12 protein-coding genes are annotated in these 13959 nt (G+C 71.9%); 6 read left to right on the forward strand and 6 right to left on the reverse strand.

All coding sequences use genetic code 11. From position 1 onward, the window contains the following. Window positions 1–2 precede the first annotated feature (2 nt). Window positions 3–1178 carry a glycosyltransferase gene (locus ACFUPX_RS13360; protein WP_383320436.1) on the reverse strand — a complete coding sequence of 392 codons (1176 nt, stop codon included), beginning with the start codon at window positions 1176–1178 and terminating at the stop codon, window positions 3–5. 58 nt (window positions 1179–1236) lie between these two features. Between ACFUPX_RS13360 and ACFUPX_RS13365 the strand changes: the two genes are divergently transcribed. Both ACFUPX_RS13365 and ACFUPX_RS13370 read left to right on the forward strand, forming a co-directional pair. Next, window positions 1237–2022, forward strand: coding sequence for a glutamate racemase (locus ACFUPX_RS13365; protein ID WP_383320438.1), 786 nt, complete (start codon window positions 1237–1239; stop codon window positions 2020–2022). A 129-nt stretch (window positions 2023–2151) separates the two neighbouring features. Then, on the forward strand, window positions 2152–2706 hold the full coding sequence (locus tag ACFUPX_RS13370) for a hypothetical protein (RefSeq protein WP_383320440.1): 555 nt from the start codon (window positions 2152–2154) through the stop codon (window positions 2704–2706). On the opposite strand, the gene ACFUPX_RS13375 is transcribed toward ACFUPX_RS13370, so the two are convergent. Beyond that, window positions 2663–3730: an O-antigen ligase family protein gene (locus ACFUPX_RS13375; protein ID WP_383320442.1), complete on the reverse strand. Its 1068-nt coding sequence runs from the start codon at window positions 3728–3730 to the stop codon at window positions 2663–2665. The two genes, ACFUPX_RS13370 and ACFUPX_RS13375, sit on opposite strands and share 44 nt — an antisense overlap. Window positions 3731–3984: 254 nt before the next feature. Here ACFUPX_RS13375 and lnt point away from each other — a divergent pair, with 254 nt between their 5' ends. Both lnt and ACFUPX_RS13385 read left to right on the forward strand, forming a co-directional pair. Further along, the gene (gene lnt / locus ACFUPX_RS13380) at window positions 3985–5592 is read left to right on the forward strand and encodes an apolipoprotein N-acyltransferase (RefSeq protein WP_383320444.1); all 1608 of its coding nucleotides are present in this window, start codon (window positions 3985–3987) and stop codon (window positions 5590–5592) included. Between the two features lie 10 nt (window positions 5593–5602). Then, the gene (locus ACFUPX_RS13385) at window positions 5603–6076 is read left to right on the forward strand and encodes an NUDIX domain-containing protein (protein ID WP_383320446.1); all 474 of its coding nucleotides are present in this window, start codon (window positions 5603–5605) and stop codon (window positions 6074–6076) included. 18 nt (window positions 6077–6094) lie between these two features. Here ACFUPX_RS13385 and ACFUPX_RS13390 read toward each other — a convergent pair whose 3' ends face one another. The 3 genes from ACFUPX_RS13390 to ACFUPX_RS13400 are packed head-to-tail and all read right to left on the reverse strand — an operon-like array spanning window position 6095 to window position 10735. Next, the gene (locus ACFUPX_RS13390; protein WP_383320448.1) at window positions 6095–7657 is read right to left on the reverse strand and encodes a GMC family oxidoreductase; all 1563 of its coding nucleotides are present in this window, start codon (window positions 7655–7657) and stop codon (window positions 6095–6097) included. 22 nt (window positions 7658–7679) lie between these two features. Next, the gene (locus tag ACFUPX_RS13395) at window positions 7680–9269 is read right to left on the reverse strand and encodes an APC family permease (protein WP_383320450.1); all 1590 of its coding nucleotides are present in this window, start codon (window positions 9267–9269) and stop codon (window positions 7680–7682) included. Continuing rightward, window positions 9266–10735, reverse strand: a complete 1470-nt coding sequence (locus ACFUPX_RS13400) for an aldehyde dehydrogenase family protein (protein WP_383320452.1) — start codon at window positions 10733–10735, stop codon at window positions 9266–9268. The genes ACFUPX_RS13395 and ACFUPX_RS13400 overlap by 4 nt, the downstream gene beginning before the upstream one ends. Window positions 10736–10860: 125 nt before the next feature. Between ACFUPX_RS13400 and ACFUPX_RS13405 the strand changes: the two genes are divergently transcribed. Further along, entirely contained in the window at window positions 10861–12048 is a 1188-nt protein-coding gene (locus ACFUPX_RS13405; protein ID WP_383320454.1) for a methyltransferase, read from the forward strand. A gap of 19 nt (window positions 12049–12067) precedes the next feature. Here the strand turns inward: ACFUPX_RS13405 and ACFUPX_RS13410 are convergent, their stop codons facing one another. Continuing rightward, entirely contained in the window at window positions 12068–12898 is an 831-nt protein-coding gene (locus ACFUPX_RS13410) for an oxidoreductase (protein ID WP_383320456.1), read from the reverse strand. A gap of 102 nt (window positions 12899–13000) precedes the next feature. Between ACFUPX_RS13410 and ACFUPX_RS13415 the strand changes: the two genes are divergently transcribed. Further along, the gene (locus ACFUPX_RS13415) at window positions 13001–13924 is read left to right on the forward strand and encodes a LysR family transcriptional regulator (protein WP_383320458.1); all 924 of its coding nucleotides are present in this window, start codon (window positions 13001–13003) and stop codon (window positions 13922–13924) included. Window positions 13925–13959 lie beyond the last annotated feature (35 nt).

Here is a 13959-nt window from a genome sequence, read left to right on the forward strand (position 1 = left end):
GATCAGTGCCGGTCGGAAGCGGGATCGGGGCGGGCGTAGGTCCGCCCCTTCCACGCGGCTCCGCGACCCCTGTAGTGCTGCACCGCCGAATCCACCGTCATGAGGAGATAAAGGAAAGCGGTGAACGGCAGGAGGGGAGCGAGCCAGCGGCTCTGGCGGTAGTAGCGCAGCATCGGGATGTACGTCGCCGTCATCACCAGCCACGCCAGCCCACCGAGCACGGCGGGCAGGACGCTGCCGGTGGCCAGGCCGCCGAGCAGCGCGACCGGCGGCACCAGATAGATCAGGGCGAGCCCCAGGACCGTACCGAACAGGACCAGGGGATTGTGCCGCAGTTGGGCGTAGGCGCTGCGCGAGACCATCCGCCAGAGGTCGCCGAGGCCGGGGTAGGGGCGCACGCTGTCGACGCGCTCCGCGAGCCCCAGCCAGATGCGGCCGCCCGAGCGCTTCACCGCCTTGGCGAGCGTCACGTCGTCGATCACCGCGTGCCGGATGGAGTCGGGGATCCCCGCGCGTTCGGCGGCCGCCGTGCTCAGCAGGACGCAGCCGCCCGCGGCCGCCGCCGTGCGCGAGTCCTTCCTCGCGATCCAGCGGAACGGATACAGCTGCGCGAAGAAGTACACGAACGCCGGGACGACAAGGCGCTCCCACATGCTCGCGACGCGCAGCCGGGCCATCAGCGAGACGAGCTCAAAACCGGCCGTCTCCGCCGCGGCGACCAACTCCCGCAGGCTGTCCGGCTCATGGGCGATGTCCGCATCGGTCAGGAGCAGATACCGGGGCTCACGCGCGCGTGCCAGGCCGATTCCGTGCCGTACGGCCCAGAGCTTGCCGGTCCAGCCCGGCGGCGGCTCACCCGGTGAACCGACGGTCAGCGGCAGTCCTCCGTGCCGGTCGGCCAGCGCGCGGGCCAGCGTCCCGGTGCCGTCCGAACTCCCGTCGTCGACAAGGAAGATCTCCGCTCGCCCGGGATAGTCCTGGGCGAGCAGCGAGGGCAGGCTCATCGGCAGCACGGCGGCCTCGTCACGGGCGGGGACGACGACGCAGACCGAGGGCCAGGTGTCCGGCTCGCGGCGCGACGGCAGGCGCAGGTCCGTGCGCCAGAAGAAGCCCTGGCCCAACAGCAGCCACAGCCAGGCGGCGAGTGATGCGGCAGCGGTCCACACAACGGCGCTCATCCGCCGCAGTCTGCCCCACGCCATCGGGCCCGGGAGGCCCATCGACTATGGTGACCGGGTGAAGATCGCGCTCATTGACTCCGGTATCGGCCTGCTTCCCGCCGCTGTGGCGGTACGTCGCCTGCGCCCGGACGCCGATCTCATCCTCTCCTCCGACCCCGACGGACTGCCCTGGGGACCGCGTTCCGCCGAGGACGTCACGCAGCGCTCGCTCGCCATCGCGGAGGCGGCCGCCGCGCACCACCCGCAGGCGCTGATCGTGGCCTGCAACACCTCGTCCGTGTCCGCGCTGCCCGCCCTGCGCGCCCGGTTCGAGCCCGAGCTGCCCATCATCGGGACCGTACCGGCGATCAAGCCGGCCGCGGCGGGCGGCGGCCCCATCGCCATCTGGGCCACCCCCGCCACCACGGGAAGCCCCTACCAGCGCGGCCTCATCGAGGAGTTCGCCGGCGGTGTGAGCGTCACCGAGGTGCCCTGCCCCGGCCTCGCGGACGCCGTGCAGCACGCCGACGAGGCGGCCATCGACAGGGCGGTCGCCGCCGCTGCGGCCCTGACCCCCCGTGATGTAACGGCCGTCGTCCTGGGCTGCACCCATTACGAGCTGGTCGGAGAGCGCATCCGCGCCGCCCTCCAGCAGCCCGAGCTGCCGCCCCTGGTCCTGCACGGTTCCGCGGGAGCCGTCGCCGCCCAGGCGCTGCGCAGGACCGGCGAGCTCCCTGGGCCGGGCACCGGCACGGAAGGCGGCCTCACGGTGATCCTCAGCGGTCGCGCCGCCGAGCTGCCCGTCGCCGCCCACACGTACGCCGAAGGCAGGCTGCTCGCGGCGGTCACTCCCGCGCGCTGAGCCCCGGTGACGCCCCTGGAGGGCTGGTGACCCGGCCGGAGGCCTGAAACCCGCGGGTGGGCGCCTCCCCGGAGCGGTAACGCTCCGCGACGCGGTGCCTTCCCTCCGGAACATGAGTAGTCTCAACGCATGAGGGACCACACCCACGGCGAGCGGGGCAGCACGGCCGACGCCCCGCCGGAAGTCTGGACCGGTAGCGCGACCAACCGCGTGCAGTGGCTGCTGGCACTGGGCGGCGCCCTCTGCCTGGCACTGGGCATCGAACTGGCCGTCGACAACATGTGGACGTCCGGTATCGCGGCCCTGGCCATGTCCGTCGTCGGGTGCATCGCCGCCGGGCTGCTGATCCTGTTCGGCACCCTCGCCTTCGTCCATGTCGCCGTGAAGGTCGACAAGGACTCCCTGGAAGTGCGCTGCGGCCACATGGGACTCCCGCGCCGCCGCATCCTGCTCGCCCACGTGGTGGGCGCCGACTTCGCGCAGGCCGTCAGCCCCCGGCAGTGGGGCGGCTGGGGCTACCGCTCGCGGCCCGACATCGGCACCGCCGTCGTGGTCCGACGCGGTGAGGGCCTGGTGCTCAGCCTGGGCGACGGCCGCACGTTCACGGTCACCGTCGACGACGCCGAAGCGGCCGTACGGATCATCCGTGAGCGTCTTGGTGTGAAGGAGAGCCCGGCGGCCTGATCTGCGTCGGCTCGTCGCCCAGCGGTCGCGCCGTGGCGATGCCCGCGAGATACCCCGCGCCCGTCGTCACCGCCGTGACGCTCAGCGCGTTGCCGACCGAGGCCACCGCGGCCAGCGCCGTCAGGGCCGCGCCCGCCGACAGGACGACCTGGGTGGAGCGCGGCGAGCGGTACAGCGTGTACAGAAGCCAGCAGAACACCGCCGCGAGCAGGACCACACCCACGAGACCCTGCTCGGCCGCCTGCTGCAACGGCGCCGAATGGGGCCGGCCGTCCGTGAGGAGATGCTCGGCCACCGTGGGGCTGGAGTCGGCGAACCGCCCCGGGCCCACCCCGAGCGCCGGTTCCTGGCTCGCGAGCGCGAGCGCGTCGTGCCACAGCTGGACGCGGAATCCGTCGAGCTGGCCCGCCAGGGACGCGCTCAGGCCCTCCGGGAGTACGTCGTCGGCGATCGCCCAGGTCAGGCCGGTCACCACCGCGGTCGCCAGGGCGAGACCCGCGAGGCCGAGCACCCGGCGCCGCATCAGGGCGGTCGCCAGCGAGCAGAGCAGGATCCCGGTGCACGCGATGAAACCGGCCATCGAGCCGAGCGCGACGGCGGCCACCACGATCCCCACGGCGAGCAGCCGCATCGCGAGCCGCGCCGAGGGCCTGCGGGCCGCCCAGGCCGCGCAGCAGGCCGCCCCCGACGCCAGGATCAGGAGCGCGGCCGTGGCACCGGTGTGGCCCAGGGGCGCCGCGCTGACGTGCCCCGGCGAAAGGTGCGGGGCCGCCGCCGCGAGGCCGATCCCGGCCAGCGCACCGGCACAGGGCGCCGCGACCGGCAGGAGCGCGCCGCAGATCCGGCCGCCCGCGTACCCCGCGGCCACGGCGAGCACCGCGAGGAGCACGCCCTCGGGCTGGCCGCCGTGCACCGCTGCCGTGATCAGACTCCAGGCCGCGCACACCCCGAGCAGCGCGCAGCCCGTCGCGTCGGACGCGCTGCGTCGTTCGTACGCCCCCGGCGGCCCGGCCGTCGCCGCCATCCCCGCTGTCCCCACCCCGTCGCCCCCCGCTGTGTGCGGGCCCCGAACGCCGTGGCTTGATCCGCCGCAGGTCAGGGACTCGGGCACACCGTAGCCGCTGGGACCGTGAATTGTGGACGTCTTGCGCAGGAACGATCCGGCAATGCGGGGGGACGAGGGCTCCCGAGGCCTGTCGCCGCATGGCGGGACCCGGCCGCCGTGGCCGGGCACGACCGTCCTGTCCGTGTCCACGTGACGCGCCGTACACTCCCCGAGTGACCGCCACCACCACCCCCGTAGACGAGTCGGACCAGCTCGGACCGCGGCCCGCGCCCGCCTCGCGCAAGGCCCGTCTCCTGCGCGCGCTCGTCCCGGCCGCCGCGGCGGCACTCTCCGGAGTGCTCCTGTACGTCAGCTTTCCGCCACGCACCCTGTGGTGGCTGGCCCTGCCCGCCTTCGCGGTGTTCGCCTGGTGTCTGCACGGCCGCAGTTGGAAGGCGGGCCTGGGGCTCGGCTATCTCTTCGGCCTCGGCTTCCTGCTGCCGCTCCTGGTGTGGACCGGCGTCGAGGTCGGTCCAGGTCCCTGGCTCGCGCTGGCCGCCATCGAGGCGATGGTCGTCGCCCTCGTCGGAGCGGGCGTCGCCGCCGTCTCCCGGCTGCCCGGATATCCGCTCTGGGCGGCGGCACTCTGGGTCGCCGGTGAGGCGGCACGCGCGCGTGTGCCGTTCAGCGGATTCCCGTGGGGGAAGATCGCCTTCGGGCAGGCGGACGGCGTCTTCCTGCCGCTGGCCGCGCTGGGCGGCACCCCGGTGCTCGGGTTCGCGGTGGTCCTGTGCGGCTTCGGTCTGTACGAGGTCGTCCGGCAGGCCATGGGGGCACGCGGCAGCGGCTCCGTACGCCGTGGTGCGGTGGCAGCGGCCGTGCTCAGCGTCCTCGTCCCGGTCGCCGGTGCCTTCGCCGCGCGTCCGCTCGTCAGCGACGACGCCGAGGACGGCACCGCGACCGTCGCGGCCATCCAGGGCAACGTCCCGCAGGCGGGCCTGGAGTTCAACGCCCAGCGCCGCGCCGTGCTCGACCACCACGTGCGCGAGACCGAGCGGCTCGCGGACCGGGTGAAGGCGGGCAAGGCGAAGCAGCCGGACTTCGTCCTGTGGCCGGAGAACTCCTCCGACATCGACCCGTTCACCAACCCCGACGCCCGCGAGGCGATCGAGCGCGCCGTCAAGGCGATCGGCGCCCCCATCTCGGTCGGCGGAGTCGTCGAGGCCAAGGACGGCAGGCTCTTCAACGAACAGATCCTGTGGGACCCGGAGAAGGGCCCCACGGACACCTACGACAAGCGGCAGATCCAGCCTTTCGGCGAGTACATCCCGCTGCGCGACGTCGTCGGCTTCTTCAGCAGTGACGTCGGCATGGTGCGCCAGGACTTCAGCCGTGGCATGAAGCCCGGCGTCTTCACCATGGCGGGCACCAAGGTCGGCCTCGCCACCTGCTACGAAGCCGCCTTCGACTGGGCCGTGCGGGACACGGTCACCCACGGCGCGCAGCTGATCTCCGTGCCCAGCAACAACGCCACGTTCGACCGCAGCGAGATGACCTACCAGCAGCTGGCCATGTCGCGGATCCGCGCCGTCGAGCACAGCCGCACCGTCACCGTCCCGGTGACCAGCGGCGTGAGCGCGATCATCATGCCGGACGGCAGGGTCTCGCAGAAGACGAAGTGGTTCACCGCCGACTCACTCGTCGAGGAGGTGCCGCTGCGCTCCTCGCAGACGCCGGCCACCCGGTACGGCGTCCTGCCCGAGGGCATCCTCGTGCTGATCGCCGCGGGTGGCCTCGGCTGGGCGGTGACGGGCGCGGTCCGGGCCAGGCGGGCCCGTTAGGGTCGATGGCATGGCAACTCCTGACTTCATCCGCACGATCCGGGCCGACGCCGGCCACCAGTTGATGTGGCTCCCCGGGGTCACCGCCATCGTCTTCGACGACGAGGGCAGAGTCCTGCTCGGGCGGCGTTCCGACAACGGCAAGTGGTCGGTCATCGGCGGCATCCCGGACCCGGGGGAGCAGCCCGCCGCATGCGCCGTGCGCGAGGTGTTCGAGGAGACCGCGGTGACTTGCGTGGTCGAGCGCGTCGTGCTCGTCGAGGCCCTGGAGCCGGTGACGTACCCGAACGGCGACACCTGCCAGTTCATGGACACCACCCTGCGCTGCCGCGCCGTCGGCGGCGAGGCCAGGGTCAACGACGACGAGTCGCTCGAAGTGGGCTGGTTCGCCATGGACCAGCTGCCCGACCTGCACGAGTTCGGGCTCTTCCGGATCAAGCAGGCCATGGCGGAGGAACAGCCCACCTGGTTCGACCGGAGCTGAGGGGCGGCGCGGGGCGGCTCAGGTCGCCTTGATCATGTCCGCGCACTTCTCGCCGATCATCATCGTGGTGATGCACGGATTGACCGCGGGCAGGAACGGCATGACGGAGGCGTCGGCGACGCGCAGCCCCGTGACGCCCTTGACGCGCAGTTCCGGGTCGAGCGGCGAGTCCGCGTCGTCCCGCGCGCCCATCCGTACGGTGCCCGCCGGGTGGTAGACGGTGTTGTGGGTCTGGCGGATGTAGGCGAAGAGCTCGTCGTCGGTCGTGGCGTCAGGTCCCGGGGCGAGTTCGGCGCCCGCCCAGGCCGCCATCGGGGCCTGCGCGGCGATCTCGCGGGCGAGCCGGAGCCCGTACGTCATCACGCGGATGTCGTGCTCGTGCGTGAAGTAGCGCGGGTCGACCGCCGGCTTGTCGCGGAAGTCGCGGGTGCGCAGCCGCACCGTGCCCATGGAGCGGGCCCGGGTGACGTTCGGGGTCAGGCAGAAGGCGTTGTCGGTGGTCGGGTAGCCGCGCCGGTAGGTGTTCATGTCGAAGGGCACCGAGCCGTAGTGGAACATCAGGTCCGGGCGGTCCAGGCCCGGTTCGGTGTCCGCGAAGATGCCGATCTCCCACCACTGGGTGGAGGAGGTGACCATCGGCTGCTTCGCCTCCCACATGATCACGCCCTCGGGGTGGTCCTGGAGGTGCTCGCCGACGCCGGGGGAGTCCGCGAGCACGTCCACGCCGCACTCCCGCAGATGCGCGGCAGGGCCGATCCCGGACAGCATCAGGAGCTTCGGCGAGTCGATGGCCCCGCAGGACACGATCACCTCGCGGCGTGCCGAGACCGTACCGCTGTGCACGGTGTCGGGTTCCAGGTACTCGACGCCCGTGCAGCGCCGGTTCTCGTCGAACAGCAACCGCTTGGCCTGAAGGCCCGTGCGTACTTCGAGGTTGGGTCGCTTGCCGAGGATCGGGTGCAGATACGACACCGACGCGGAGGAACGGGTCCCGTCGGGGCGGGAGTTGATCTGGAACCAGTGGGCGCCGCGCTTCACCGTCCTGCCGGTGTTGAACGGGGTGGTGGGGATGTCCGCCGCCGCGCACGCCTCCAACAGGGCCGATCCGCACGGGTCGTTCGGCGGGACGCTCATGATGTTCACCGGGCCCGAGCGGCCGTGGTGGTCGCCGGGCGCGTCGTTGGTCTCCAGGCGCTGGTAGAGCGGGAAGCAGTCCGCGGCGCTCCAGCCGGTGCAGCCCAGCGAGCCCCATTCGTCGAGGTCCTCGGCGGGGGCCCAGAAGGCGATGCAGGAGTTGTGCGAGGAACAGCCGCCGAGCACCTTGGCGCGGGCGTGCCGCATGAAGCTGTTGCCGTTCTCCTGCGGTTCCACCGGGTAGTCCCAGTCGTAGCCTGACTCCAACAGGGCCATCCACTTGGTCAGTTGGAGGATGTTGTCGTCACCGACGTCCGAAGGCCCCGCCTCCAGGACGCAGACGCTGACGTCCGGGTCCTCGGTCAGCCGCGCGGCGACGACGGCGCCTGCCGTGCCGCCGCCGACCACCACGTAGTCGAACTCGGCCTGGGGACTCTCTGCGGGCATGACGGCTCCAGATCAGCGGGGTTCAGGGGGCGGCCGGGGGCGACGGGGGAGTGGTGGGGTCCTCGGCCTCTTCGAAGCGGTGCTCGGCGAGGACGCCCGCCTTGTGGCGCTGCACGAACCAGTAGTAGGCGAAGCCGCCGCACGCGACGATGCCGATGAAGAGGAACGCGCCCCAGCGCAGGTACCAGTGCTGGGGTCCGGTCGCGTTGTAGACCTCGGCGCGCGGCCAGGCCAGGTTGAGGGACATGGCAGCGCCCCAGAGCACGGCGATGATGTTGACGGGCAGGCCGAACCTGCCGAGCGAGAACTTGCCCTCGGCGGGCTCCCACTGGCCGCGCAGCCGCCTGATCAGCATCGGCAGGGTGACCAGCAGATAGGCAACGTAGATCATGATGATCGCGATGCTGGTGATCACCGAGAAGATCTGCGGCTGGTTGATGTTGATGACGAGGATGCCGACACCGACGAGCCCGATGATGATGGCGGGCAGCACGGGCGTCTTGAAGCGCGGGCTGACCTTGGCGAGGAACGAGGACGCGGGCAGGCAGCCGTCGCGGGCCATGGCGAACGCGAGGCGGATGCCTGCGGCCTGCACGGCGAGCTCGCAGACGGTGATGGCGATGACCACGCACCACAGCACGATCTCGCCGATCGTGTCACCGAGCGCACTGAGGACCACGTACTGCAGGCCGTCCACGGACAGTTCCTTGGCGTGCAGGTCCGGCACGGCAAGCAGCGCGAACAGCAGGATGAGCCCGCCGATGAGGAAGGAGAAGACGAGCGCCCGCAGGATCGCCCGCGGGGCGTTGCGGCTCGGGTCGAGGGACTCCTCGCCCAGCGAGGACGCGGTGTCGAAGCCGTACATCACGTACGCCGATGCCAGCGAGGCGGTCAGGAAGGCGCCCAGGTAGCCGAGGTCCTGGCCCTTGCCGAGGCCGCCGGTCTCCGTGATGGCGCTGGGGCCGCGGGTGATGTTCGCGGCGAGGAGCACGATCAGGGCGACGGCCGCGATCAGCTCGATCAGCACGCCCGCCGAGTTGATGCGCGCCATCAGCTTGACGCCGAAGGCGTTGACCAGGGTGGTGAACAGGATCAGCACGGAACCGAGCAGGACGGCGTTCTTCGCCGCGTCGGTGTCCCCGCTGCCGTCCCCGATGAACTGGAACACCTCGGAGATCTGCGGCAGCGTGATCTGGTACGCGAGCGCGACCGCGGCAAGCGACACCATGGTGGCGGTCAGCATCATCCAGCCGCCGAGCCAGCCGACGTGCGGGCCGCCGAGCTGCTTGGCCCAGTTGTAGACGGACCCCGCTACCGGGAAGCGGGCGGCGAGCTCGCAGAAGCAGAGGGCCACCATCAGCTGACCGAGGAAGACCATCGGCCACGACCACCAGTAGGCGGGACCGCCGAAGCTGACGCCGAAGTAGAAGAGCTGGAAGGTGCCGGTGAGGATCGAGATGTAGCTGATCCCGGCGGCGAAGGTGTGGAAGTTGCCCAGGGTGCGCTTGAGCTCGGGGCGGTAGCCGAGCTTGCCGAGCGCGGCGTCGTCGTCCTGGCCCTGCTGGTGCGCGGCGTCGGCTGCCTCGGAGGCCTTGCCGGGATCCCTGCTCATTCGAACCACCTCTGTGGTGTCGCTGCAAGATTGCGCCAGATGTGCTTGGCCTCTTGGTACTCGGCAAGACCCGCCGGGCCCAGTTCGCGGCCGAAGCCGGACTGCTTCATGCCGCCCCACTCCGCCTGCGGCACGTAGGGGTGGAAGTCGTTGATCCAGACCGTTCCGGCGCGCATCCGGTCCGCCACACGCTGGCCCTTGCCGGTGTCCTGGGTCCAGACGGCGCCCGCGAGTCCGTAGACGGTGTCGTTGGCGAGCGCGACCGCCTCGTCCTCGGTCCGGAACCGCTCGACGGTGAGCACCGGGCCGAACGACTCGTCGGTGACCACGGACATGCCGGGCGTGCACTCGTCGAGCACGGTCGGCGGGTAGTAGTAGCCGTCCTTCAGCGCCGGGTCGTCGGGTCGCGCGCCGCCGCAGCGCAGAACCGCGCCCTCGGCGATGCCGGCCGCCACGTACGCCTCGACCTTGTCGCGGTGGGCGGCGGAGATCAGCGGACCCGTGCGGGCGTTGTCGTCGAAGGGCCCGCCGAGCCGGATCTGCCGCGCGCGGTCGACCACCTCGTCGACGAACGCGTCGTGCAGCGAGTCCTCGACCAGGAGCCGCGCCCCGGCCGAACAGACCTGCCCCGAGTGCAGGAAGATCGCCATCAGGGCGTAGTCGACGGCTGCCTCGAAGTCGGCGTCGGCGAAGACGATGTTCGGGTTCTTGCCGCCCAGTTCCAGGGCGACCTTCTTCACCGTGGGGGCCGCGGCGGCCATGATGCGCCGTCCGGTGACGAGACCGCCGGTGAACGACACCATGTCGACCCGCGGGTCCTCGCTGAGCGGGGCGCCCGCGGTGGGGCCCGCGCCGAGGATCAGGTTGGCGGCCCCGGCGGGGAGCCCGGCCTCGGTGAGCAGCCGCATCAGGATGATGGAGGTGTGCGGCGTCAGCTCGCTGGGCTTGAGGACGAAGGTGTTGCCGGCGCCGATCGCGGGGGCGACCTTCCAGGCGGTCTGGAGCAGCGGATAGTTCCAGGGGGTGATCAGCGCGCACACCCCGACCGGCTCGTGCACCACCCGGCTGTCCACCTCCGGGCTGCCCGCGTCGACGACCCGGTCGGTGCCGCCCGCCGCCGTCAGGTTGCCGAAGTAGCGGAAGCAGTTCGCGATGTCGTCCATGTCGTACTCGCTCTCCACGAGCCGTTTCCCGGTGTCCAGGGATTCGGCGCGGGCGAGTGCGTCCTTGTCGCGTTCCAGGAGGTCGGCCACGCGCAGCAGCAGCCGGCCGCGGTCGGCCGCCGGGGTGGCGGGCCACGGGCCGCGGTCGAAGGCCTCACGCGCGGCGGCGATGGCCGCGGCGGCGTCCTTGGGCCCGGCCTCGTCGACGGTCGCGACCAGGGTGTTGTCCGCGGGGCAGCGGATTTCCCGTACCTGCCCGTCCACGGCAGTGGTCCATGTTCCGCCGATGAACAGCTCCGGCATGACGGCTCCTCGTGGATGGGATGCGCGGGTGCTCCACGAAGGGACGCTATGGAGATCGGGCCGCGCCCGCACCGCGGGAGCCGCTGATCGGGGCAGTGGCGCCACTCCGTTAGCCTGAGGGCACGATGAACCGGCTGAGCACGTCATGGGGCGCGTACGACCTCACACGATTTCCCGAAGACCCTCGCGACCCGCTGCGCGCCTGGTCCGCGGCCGACGCCTACCTGCTGCGACACCTCGCGGGCGAGAGGGAACCCGCGGGCGAGACCCAGGAGAAGGCCGAGCCCGTCGACCTCTCCGGCACCGTCGCCGTCGTCGGCGACCGCTGGGGCGCGCTGACCACCTCGCTCGCCGAGCACGGGCCGACCCTGATCACCGACTCCTTCCTCGCGCGGGAGGCGGCGCGCGCCAACGTGGCACGCGCCGGTTTCGCACCGGACGCCGTGCGGCTCTCGACGACCGCCGACACCCCGCCGAGCCGCATCGACGTACTCCTGATCCGGGTGCCGAAGAGCCTCGCGCTCCTGGAGGACCAGCTGCACCGGCTCGCGCCCGCCCTGCACGCGGGCACGGTCGTCGTCGGCACCGGCATGGTCACCGAGATCCACACCTCGACGCTCGACCTCTTCGAGCGGATCATCGGCCCTACGAGGACGTCGCTGGCCCGGCAGAAGGCGCGGCTCATCTTCAGCACGCCGGATCCGGAGCGCGATGCGGGCCCCAGTTCCTGGCCGCGCAGCTATGTCCTCGACAGCGACTCCGGAGCGGGCGCGGGTCTCACCGCCGTCAACCACGCGGGTGTGTTCTGCGCCGAGCGCCTCGACATCGGCACCCGCTTCCTGCTGCAGCACCTGCCGACCGGCCGGGGAGCCGCGCACGTCGTGGACCTGGGCTGCGGCAACGGCGTGCTCGGCACGGCCGCAGCCGTCGCCGACCCCTCGGCCACGGTCACCTTCATCGACGAGTCGTATCCCGCCATGGCCTCGGCGCGGGACACCTTCCGCGCGAACGCCGCCGAGGCCACGCGGGCGGAGTTCATCGCGGGCGACGCGCTGGCAGGCGTCCCCGCGGGTTCGGTGGACCTGGTCCTGAACAACCCGCCCTTCCACACCCACCAGGCGACCTCCGGGGCGACCGCCTGGCGGATGTTCAGCGGAGCCCGCGCCGCGCTGCGCCCCGGCGGCGAACTCTGGGTCGTCGGCAATCGCCACCTCGACTACCACGTGAAGCTGCGAAAGCTCTTCGGCAACTCCCAAGTCGTCGCGGGCAACCCGAAGTTCGTGATCCTGCGGGCGGTCAAGCGCGACCGCTGACACGGTCCCGGGCGCCGGCTCAGGCGTCGAAGGCCGTCGCCCGCGTCACCTTCTCCCACGTGGCGATCTCCGCACGGACCGCGTCGAGGTGGCCGACGACCGCGTCCACCGCGTCGTCCCCCAGCGGCAGGCGCAGCGGAGTCTCCTGCGCGTTCAGCGCGGTGATGATCGCGGCGGCGGCCTTCGCCGGGTCGCCGGGCTGCTCGCCGTCGCCGCCCGCGACCATCGTGCGGGTGGCGCCCGCCGTCCGGGCGTAGTCCGGGATCTCGACGGGGCTGGCGCTGGTGTTGCCGAACAGGTTGGTGCGGAAGGCGCCGGGCTCCACGACCAGGACCTTGATGCCGAGCGGCCCCACCTCCGCGGCCAGCGCCTCCGACATCCCCTCCAGGGCGAACTTCGTGCCGCTGTACGCCGAGAACCCCGCGAACGACATCTGCCCGCCCATGCTGCTCATCTGCACGATCGCTCCCGAGCGCCGCTCCCGCATGTGCGGCAGCACGGCCCGGGTCAGCGCGGCGGGACCGAAGACGTGCACGTCGAACAGGGCGCGCAGGTCGGCGTCCGAGTCCTCCTCCAGGGCGCCGACGTGGCTGCGGCCCGCGTTGTTCACCAGGACGTCGATGCGGCCGTGCCGGTCGACGACGTCGCTCACGGCGGCCTCGATGCCGGCCGTGTCGGTCACGTCCAGGGCGAGCGCCTCGACCTGGTCGGGGTGCGCGGCGACCAGGTCGTGCAGGGACGAGGCGTTGCGTGCGGTGGCCACGACCACGCCGCCCTCGGCGACGGCGGCCTCGGTGAACGCCCGGCCGAAGCCGCTGTTCGCGCCGGTCACGAGCCATACCTTCGTCATCACGAACTCCCCTGTTGTCTGCGCCGGTTGATCTGTCCCCGGCTCTGTGGATCATCCTGTGGCAGAAGTGGCTGGCCCGTCCAAGACTTGACGTGATAGCTGATGGTTATGGACCTTCACGGCAGGGACGTACACAGCAGGGATCTGCGCTACTTCGTCGCGGTGGCGCAGGAGTTGCACTTCACGCGGGCCGCCGAGCGGCTCTTCGTCTCGCAGCCCGCGCTGAGCAAGCAGATACGGGCGCTGGAACGGCAGCTGGGCGCGGAGCTGTTCGTGCGGGACCAGCGTGGCGTGCGGCTCACCTCCGTGGGTGCGGCGCTGCTGGCCCCCGCCCAACAGGTGCTCGACGACTGGCAGTCGGCGGTCGGCGCCGTGGAGCGCGCGAAGACCGAGGAGCGGGCCACGCTCACCGTGGGCATGAGTACGCGACCGGCCCGCGGCGGGCTCCTTCCGGCGGTGCGCTCCCGCTTCAGCGAGGCCCGGCCGGCGGCCACGATCCGGCTGCGGCAGGTGAGTTGGGAGGACGCGAGCGCGGGCCTCGCGGACGGCACGGCGGACGTGGCCTTCATCTGGCTGCCGCTGCCCGACCTGGAGCGCTACCAGTGGGTGGTGGTCGCCGAGGAGCCGCGTCTCGTCGCCCTGCCCGAGACGCATCGCCTCGCGGACCGGAGCGAGGTCGACTTCGCGGACCTCGTCGACGAACCCTTCCTCGCGCTGCCCCGCAGCGCGGGCGCGCTGCGGGACTACTGGCTCGCCCTGGACGCCCGCGAGGGCGGCACGCCCCGCATCGGCGCGGAGATCGCCAGTACCGACGAGACGTACGAGGCGCTGGTGGACGGCCGTGGCATCTGCCTGGTGGCCGCGGGCAACGCGCCCCTCATCACGCTCGGCGGCGTCGTCACGCGCCCGGTCCGCGGCATCACGCCCAGCCGGTTCGCCCTGGCCTGGCGTGCGGGCGAAGACCGCCGCCCGCTGGTGAGCGCGTACGTCACGGCGTGCGGGGAGGCGCTCGGTCGGGTCCAGTAGGAGTCCGTCGGCCCATCTCGTCGCAACCGTTGACC

This window comes from Streptomyces sp. NPDC057302 (assembly GCF_042667685.1).
In the GTDB taxonomy this organism is placed as follows: domain Bacteria; phylum Actinomycetota; class Actinomycetes; order Streptomycetales; family Streptomycetaceae; genus Streptomyces.